This window comes from Streptomyces sp. RP5T (assembly GCF_003933965.1).
Taxonomy (GTDB): Bacteria; Actinomycetota; Actinomycetes; order Streptomycetales; family Streptomycetaceae; genus Streptomyces.
In genome coordinates this window covers 1-7,252 of record NZ_RSAJ01000433.1, presented here as the reverse complement: position 1 = coordinate 7,252, position 7,252 = coordinate 1, and the positions used below count along the sequence as shown (strand labels likewise).

Sequence of the window (7,252 nt, the reverse complement as noted above, 5' to 3'; positions counted from 1 at the left end):
GTGTGGGTCTGTGTGTGTGGGGGGGGATGGTCGCGCGGTTCCCCGCGCCCCTGAATGCCTGCGGCGACCCGCGCGGGCACGGTGGGGGCTCACACCCCCACCCCGTCCCTTCTCGCTACAGCGACTTGCCGAGGGTGTGGTCCGCGTAGATGTCGTCGCTGTACGGCTCGATCTCCTCGTAACCGAGCCGTGCGTAGAGGGCCAGCGCCTCGGTCAGGTCCTTGCGGGTCTCCAGGACCAGGCGGGTGGCGCCCAGGGAGCGGGCAGCGGACTCCGCCGCCGCGACGAGGAGGGCCGCGCCGCCCTTGCCGCGCATGTCCGCGTGCAGGTAGACCCGGGTGAGTTCGGCGCTTCTGTCGGGGCGCAGCCGTATGCCCGCGGTGCCGACGGCTTTTCCCGCGCAGCGTGCCACCAGCAACAGACCGGTGGGCGGGGTCAGTTCGTCGCCCGTCCGCTTCGCCACCTCCCTCTCCAGTTCGGCCGGGTCCGTCCGGCGGTTTTCGTGGAGGAGGTAATAGCGGTCGCTGACCTCGGTGTAGTACGCGCGCCAGAGCGCCGCTGCCGTGGGGCTGCCGGGAGGTTCCGGGGTGACGGTCCAGGTCATGGCCTGATTGTCGCGTACACATATGCGGAGACGGTTTGAACAAGGGGTTCGAGGCAACCCGGCTGACATGTCAACAGGCCTGATCATCGCTCTGATCGTGATCGTGGCGGCCGTCATCGTAGTGGCGGCCGTCCTGACCCTGCGTGGCCGGGGCGCGCAGCACGGCCGGGGCCTGAAGCGACGCTTCGGGCCCGAATACGACCGTACCGTGGCCCGGCACGACGGGGACGAGAAGGCCGCCGAGCGCGAACTCGCCGAGCGCGTCGAGCGGCATGGATCCCTGCGCGAGCAGCCCCTCGAACCGGCGGAGCGCCAGCGGTACGAGGCCCGCTGGACGGCCGCCCAGGAACGCTTCGTCGACTCTCCCCGGGAGGCCGTCGCCGAGGCCGACCGGCTGCTCGCCGAGCTCGCCGAGGCCCGGGGCTTCCCGGGCGGTGGGCAGTACGAGGAACAGTTCAACGCACTGTCCGTGCACCACGCGCACCACGTGCACGGCTACCGGCGGGTGCACGCGGTGGCCGGCGTCGGCACGAACACCCGGCAGGACGGCGACGGCCGGACGGACACCGAGGACATGCGCGCCGCCATGGTCGAGGCGCGGGCCCTCTTCGAGGACCTCGTCGGCCCGTCGCACAGCCGTGCGGAGTCCCGCACCCGCACCGGCGAGTCCCACGCGCACGCCGGTGCGCCCCGCGACGGTCGCGACGACAGCCGGGGACATCTGCCGTGGGCATTCAACAAGCGTCACGCGAAGGGGAGTTGAGCGACATGACGGATGCCGCGAGCAGGCCGGGCGCCGACGGTGCCCGGGATGAGGGAAAGATCGGCCGGGGCACGGGCAACGACCCCGCGGGCGCGCACAGCCCGCTGGTGACGCCCACGGAGACCGAGGCCCCGGATCAGGGCCGGACGGCTCGCCCGGCGAGCACGACGGGCGCGACGGGCACGACGGGAGCCGAGCGCCGCAGCCCGGGCGCCGGTGACGAGGGCGGCTTCGGCGGTGACACGGCCGCTGACCGCGACAAGGCGACCGGTCTCGGCCGTGAGACCGACCGCGGGCGGGACACCGGTGCCGACACCGTCGCCGGGGTCGGCGCGGGCGTCGGCGGGACCGCGGGCCGCGCAGCGGACCGTGAGGGCCGGGACAGCCACGACGGTCACGCCGGTCGTGAGGCCCGGCTGCTGCCGCACGACGAGTGCGACAAGCTCAGCGCACGGCTCCACCACGCGGTGGCCGGGTTCGTGGACGAACCCCGGTCCGCCGTCGAGGAGGCCGACCACGTGCTGGAGGAGGTCGCCGCCCGGTTCGCCGATGCCGTCAAGCAGCGTCGGCGCACCCTGCGCACCTCCTGGCAGGCCGGCGACGGCGGCCAGGGCAAGGCCACGAGCGCCGGTGACACCGAGCAACTCCGGCTGGCGCTGCGGGACTACCGCGAGCTGACGGAGCGCCTGCTGCACAGCTGACGCCTCGTTCAGGCGTACGACCGGCCTGTCGCCCGGAGTCGGGTGACAGGCCGGTCTTCGGGTACCTTGCGCCGGACACGGCCCCGCCGGGCGATTTATCATGCGGCGGCGGCGAGCCGACGTGGTTGCCGCGCAAGGACCTTCCAGGAGGAGCGCACGTGCTCGAACTCACCATGGCCGTCGTCACCGCGGCGGAGGAGGGTGCCACGGCCGGCATGCAGATGGCCGACGCGCCCAGTGACCCGGGCACCGTGCTGCGCGTGGGCCGTGACCGGTCCGTGTGCCGGCTCGCGACCCCCGACGACTGGCTGTTCGTCTCCCGGGTGCACCTGGAGTTCCTGTGCGGACCCGAGGGCGTCTGGCAGGTGACCTGGCTCCAGGGCTCGCAGCCCGATCCCTCGTCCGAGGTGCAGCTGGTGGCCGGGGCCTACGCGCAGCCGCTGGTCTACGGCGGTTCCGTGACGCTGCCCCGGGGCGGCAACGGCGAGATCGTGATCCGCGACCGCACCGCCCCGCGCAGCGTCAACGTCGGCTTCTACCACGAGGTGTGAGCGGGCCGGGTCACGGCAGCACGCGCGCCAGCGCGAAGCCGTCGTAGCCCTTGCTGCCCACGGTCTGGATGGCGGTGGCACTCAGCCTCGGGTGCCCGCCCATCAGTTCGAGCGCGGTGCGGGTGCCCCGGACGTCGGGGGCGGGGTTGCCGGGATCGGCCACCCGGCCCCCGCGTACGACGTTGTCCAGCACGATCAGGCTGCCCGCGCCGGTGAGCCTCAGCGCCCACTCCACGTACTGCGGGTTGTTGGCCTTGTCGGCGTCGATGAACACGAGGTCGAAGGGCGGCGGGTTCTCGTCGGCCAGCCGGGGGAGGGACTCCAGGGCGGGGCCGACGCGCACCTCGACTACCTTGTCGAGGCCCGCGCGGGCGATGTTGCGGTTCGCGACCTCGGCGTGCCGCGGGTCGTACTCGAGGGAGACCAGCCGGCCGTCGGCGGGCAGGGCGCGGGCCAGCCAGATCGTGCTGTAGCCGCCGAGCGTGCCGATCTCCAGGATGGCGCGGGCCCCCTGGATCTGGGCCAGCAGCTGAAGGAGCTTGCCCTGCGGGGCCGTGACGGCGATGGCCGGGAGACCGGCGGCCTCGCTGTCACGCAGGGCCGCACGGAGTGTCTCGTCCTCCGGGGCGAGGTGGGTGGTGAAGTAGTCGTCGACGTCGTCCCAGAACCGCGACTCGCTCATGCACCTGTGCCTCTCATCCGCCTAGTTAGGTCAGCTAACTAGTTGCGCTAATGAATATAGGCGTGCCCCCGGCTCCTGTCGGGGAATTACCGCTGGGGCGGCGAGCCCGGCAGCGGCCTGCCCGCCGACTCCGTCATGAACCACACCGCCACACCGCCGACGACGGCCGCGGCCATCATGTAGTAGGCGGGCATCATCACGTTCCCGGTCGCGCCGATCAGCGCGGTCACCACCAGCGGGGTCGTGCCGCCGAAGAGGGACACCGAGACGTTGAAGCCGACCGACAGGGAGCTGTAGCGCACCCGGGTCGGGAAGAGGGCCGGCAGGGCCGAGGGCATCGCCGCCGTGAAGCACACCAGGAGCAGGCCCAGCGCGCCCATGCCGAGCGCGATCGCGAACAGGCTGCCCTGGCGGATCAGCAGCAGGGCCGGCACCGACAGGAGCAGGAAGCCCGCGCAGCCCGCGGCGATCACCGGGCGGCGGCCGACGCGGTCGCTCAGGGCGCCCGCGAAGGGCTGGACGACCATCATCAGCGCCATCACGGCGAGGACGACCAGCAGACCGTGCGTCTCGTCGTACTTGAGCTCGCTGGTCAGATAGCTGGGCATGTACGACAGCAGCATGTAGTCGGTGACGTTGAAGACCAGGACCAGACCCACGCACAGCAGCAGCGCCCGCCACTGGCCGGTGATCATCTCGCGCAGCGGGACCTTCGGGCGGCTCGCCTCGGCCTTCTCGGTCTCGGCCGCGAACGCCGGGGTCTCCTCCAGGCGCAGCCGCAGGTACAGGCCGATGACGCCCATCGGGCCCGCGATCAGGAACGGGATCCGCCAGCCCCAGGACACCAGGTCCTCGGTGGACAGCAGAGCCGTCATCAGCGTGACCAGGCCCGCGCCGGCGATGTAACCGGCCAGCGTGCCGAACTCCAGCCAGCTGCCGAGGAAGCCGCGCTTCCTGTCGGGCGCGTACTCGGCGATGAAGGTGGACGCGCCCGCGTACTCACCGCCGGTCGAGAAGCCCTGGACCAGGCGGGCGGCCAGGAGCAGCAGCGGGGCGCCGACGCCGATCGTGGCGTACGACGGGATCAGGCCGATGGCGAAGGTGCCGGCCGCCATCATGATCATGGTCACGGCGAGGACCTTCTGGCGGCCCACGCGGTCGCCCAGCGGGCCGAAGACCAGGCCGCCGAGCGGGCGGACCAGGAAGGCCGCGGCGAAGGCGCCGAACGTGGACAGGAGCTGGGCGGTCGGATTGCCGGAGGGGAAGAAGACCTTGCCCAGGGTGACGGCGATGTAGCTGTAGACGCCGAAGTCGAACCACTCCATGGCGTTGCCCATCGCGGCGGCCTTCACGGCACGCTTCACGAGCGCCGGGTCGACGGTGACGGCCTCGGAGGCGCCGGGGTCACGGGGAGTGCGGACGGGATGGGAGAGAGCGGGGGCACTCGGCAAAACTTCGCTCGCCTGCCTTTCGACGGGGACACGGGCAAAAAGCGACCATAAACGGACTTGCCGGGCTTACGTACGGCTCGAATCCGGTCGCGGAGCGTACATAAACGTGCTGTATGCAGGTACCCCGTGCCTGGTCAGAGAGGCGCCTTCCCCGCGCGCGTGTGATCCATCTCGCGCCGAGCCGGGCGACGGCCTTCGGGGCGGACTATCGTCATTCGGGCAAAAGGAAGCGGACGTCAGGTGAAGCCGGGGTGGACTGCGTCCTTCCCCATGGACGCAGGGCGAACGGGACGAGAGGCCGACGCGGCGTGGCGAATGCGGAACACGGGGCGACCACCGGAATCCAGGCGCGACTGCGCGCGGCCAGACTCGCCCTGTGGCTGGTGGCCGCCGTCCTCGCCCTGCGCGAGGTGGCGGTCGTCCTGCGGACCCCCAGAGGCGAGCGGCTGACGGATCTGGAGACCTGGGTCGGTCCGGACGGCGTCCTGCATGTGAAGGGCTCGCTCTACGACTCGACCCAGTTCACCGGTACCCCTTTCGGGGGACTCGTCCTGAAGCCGCTCACCCGCGCCGCCGAACAGGCCCTCGGCTGGGGCTGGACCTTCGGCACCCTGCTCCTGGTCGTCGCCCTCGGCCTGGTCGCCGCCCGCGCCCTGCCCCAGCCCGTCGGCCGCCGCACCTCCCTGCTCGCCGCGCCGGTCGCGATCAGCCTGCTCATGCTGTCGCTGCCCGTGCGCAACACGCTCTATCTCGGCCAGACCAGCATCATGCCGGTCCTGCTCGTCCTGGTCGCCTGCTTCGCCGTCCGGGGCGAACGGGTCAGCGGACTGCTCATCGGTCTCGCCGCCGCCCTCCAGCCCACCGTCCTGCTCTTCGCGGCCCTGCTCTGGTTCACCGGCCGCCGCCGGGGCGCCCTCACCACGGCCGCGACCTTCGCCGCAGGCACCGCGCTCGCCTGGGCCGCGCTGCCGCACGACTCGTACACCTACTGGGTGCACCACATCGCCGGCACCGGCCTCGGAGGTCCCGCCGACGACCTCTCCAACCAGTCCCTGCACGGCCTGCTGCTGCGCCTGGGCGTGGCCGGGCCCCTGGAGATCTCGCTCTTCCTGGTGCTCGGCGCGGCCGTCGCCGCCCTGGGCGTGCGCCGGGCCGTGCGCTACGCCCGCGACGGCCAGCTGCTGCTCGCCGTCGCGATCACCGGCTGCACGGCGATCGCCGTCTCGCCGACCACCTGGCAGCACCAGCTCCTGTGGGTGCTGCTCGCGGTCGTCGGCCGGGTCGGCAAGCGGGCCTCCGACCGGTACGTGTGGCCGGTGGCCGTCGTCGTGGTGATGACCCTGCCGACGACGATGCTGCTGCCGCACATCTCCGCGCTGTACCCCGTGCGCAACAACCTGGTGCTGCTGGCCGCGCTCGCCGCCGCCACGGTGATCCCCTTCCTGTCGCGCACCTCGCCGCACTACCGGACGCCGATTCCCACGCAGTACGCCCCCGCGGTGCCCGCCCGCTTCCGGCGCGTACCGCTGCTGCCGTTCCTGCGGCGCGTGCTCACGCGGCCGAACCTGCTCCTCGAACTGCTCCTGCTCCGGGTCACGTACGCCGCCTACCAGCAGGTCAGACTCGCGGCGACCGGCGGCAGCAACTCCGCCGGGCGGGCCACCGCCGAGCAGCACGGGCAGCAGATCCTCGACCTGGAGCGCCTGCTGCACATCGACATCGAGCACTGGGTCAACCACGCGGTCGTCAAGGTCGACTGGCTGCGGAACTTCTTCGACTTCTACTACGAGTCCTTCCACTTCGTCGTCCCGCTGAGCGTGCTGGCCGTCCTGTACTGGCGGCGCCCGGTGGACTACCGGTGGGCGCGGGCCTCGCTCGGGTTCACGACCCTGCTGGCCCTCGTCGGCTTCTGGCTCTATCCGCTCGCCCCGCCGCGGCTGATGCCGGCGCTCGGGGTCATCGACACCGTGCACGGAGTGCAGGACTTCTCCAAGCCGGACTACGGCACCCTGACCGCGCTCACCAACCAATACGCGGCGATGCCCTCGCTGCACTTCGGGTGGTCGTTGTGGTGCGGGGTCGTCATCGCGGTCATCGCGCCCCGGTGGTGGATGAAGGGACTCGGGCTGCTGCACCCGCTGTTCACCGTCTCGGCGATCGTGGCCACCGGCAACCACTGGGTGCTGGACGCGGTGGGCGGCGCGGCCGTGGTCGCGGGCGGGTTCGGACTGTCGTACCTGTTCCAGGGGCCCCGGGCCCGGGTGGTGCACGCTGCGGCGGTCGCCGACGAGGAGCGGGCGCTCGTGAAGCGGTGAGTCCGGTGCCTTCGGACGGGCGCCGTCGGATGCGGGGGGACTGCGGTGCGGTGCGGTGGGCGAGGCGTATGCGCTGTTCGGGGTGCCGACGTCATACGACCGCTCGAACCCCGGGGGTGTCGAACTGCCGGCCGGGCCCGCGGACATGCTGGGGCGGCTGCTCGACGGGCCGGTGCCGGGTGGAT

Annotated in this window: 7 protein-coding genes; 4 read left to right on the top strand and 3 right to left on the bottom strand. The window is 72.0% G+C overall.

Going from position 1 to position 7,252, the window contains the following annotated elements; genetic code table 11:
* Positions 1–115 precede the first annotated feature (115 nt).
* A complete protein-coding gene (locus tag EHS43_RS32480) occupies positions 116–604 on the bottom strand; it encodes a GNAT family N-acetyltransferase (protein WP_125194257.1) in 489 nt (162 codons plus the stop codon).
* A 67-nt stretch (positions 605–671) separates the two neighbouring features.
* Between EHS43_RS32480 and EHS43_RS32475 the strand changes: the two genes are divergently transcribed.
* From EHS43_RS32475 to EHS43_RS32465, 3 genes are all read left to right on the top strand, one after another.
* Positions 672–1,367, top strand: a complete 696-nt coding sequence (locus tag EHS43_RS32475; RefSeq protein WP_125194256.1) for a hypothetical protein — start codon at positions 672–674, stop codon at positions 1,365–1,367.
* 5 nt (positions 1,368–1,372) lie between these two features.
* Positions 1,373–2,068: a hypothetical protein gene (locus EHS43_RS32470; RefSeq protein ID WP_125194255.1), complete on the top strand. Its 696-nt coding sequence runs from the start codon at positions 1,373–1,375 to the stop codon at positions 2,066–2,068.
* 158 nt (positions 2,069–2,226) lie between these two features.
* Entirely contained in the window at positions 2,227–2,619 is a 393-nt protein-coding gene (locus EHS43_RS32465) for a hypothetical protein (protein ID WP_125194254.1), read from the top strand.
* 10 nt (positions 2,620–2,629) lie between these two features.
* Here EHS43_RS32465 and EHS43_RS32460 read toward each other — a convergent pair whose 3' ends face one another.
* Positions 2,630–3,301, bottom strand: a complete 672-nt coding sequence (locus EHS43_RS32460; RefSeq protein WP_125194253.1) for an O-methyltransferase — start codon at positions 3,299–3,301, stop codon at positions 2,630–2,632.
* Between the two features lie 86 nt (positions 3,302–3,387).
* Positions 3,388–4,752 (bottom strand): glycine betaine/L-proline transporter ProP, encoded by a 1,365-nt coding sequence (gene proP, locus EHS43_RS32455; RefSeq protein ID WP_125194252.1) that lies wholly within the window; start codon positions 4,750–4,752, stop codon positions 3,388–3,390.
* A 308-nt stretch (positions 4,753–5,060) separates the two neighbouring features.
* On the opposite strand from proP, the gene EHS43_RS32450 reads away from it, so the two are divergent.
* The gene (locus EHS43_RS32450) at positions 5,061–7,067 is read left to right on the top strand and encodes a bifunctional glycosyltransferase 87/phosphatase PAP2 family protein (protein WP_125194251.1); all 2,007 of its coding nucleotides are present in this window, start codon (positions 5,061–5,063) and stop codon (positions 7,065–7,067) included.
* The last annotated feature ends 185 nt before the right edge of the window (positions 7,068–7,252 follow it).

Excerpts from the sequence above, each read along its gene's own strand:
- EHS43_RS32480 (WP_125194257.1), bottom strand. The coding sequence starts at position 604 with ATGACCTGGACCGTCACCCCGGAACCTCCCGGCAGCCCCACGGCAGCG.
- EHS43_RS32475 (WP_125194256.1), top strand. The coding sequence starts at position 672 with ATGTCAACAGGCCTGATCATCGCTCTGATCGTGATCGTGGCGGCCGTC.
- EHS43_RS32470 (WP_125194255.1), top strand. The coding sequence starts at position 1,373 with ATGACGGATGCCGCGAGCAGGCCGGGCGCCGACGGTGCCCGGGATGAG.
- EHS43_RS32460 (WP_125194253.1), bottom strand. The coding sequence starts at position 3,301 with ATGAGCGAGTCGCGGTTCTGGGACGACGTCGACGACTACTTCACCACC.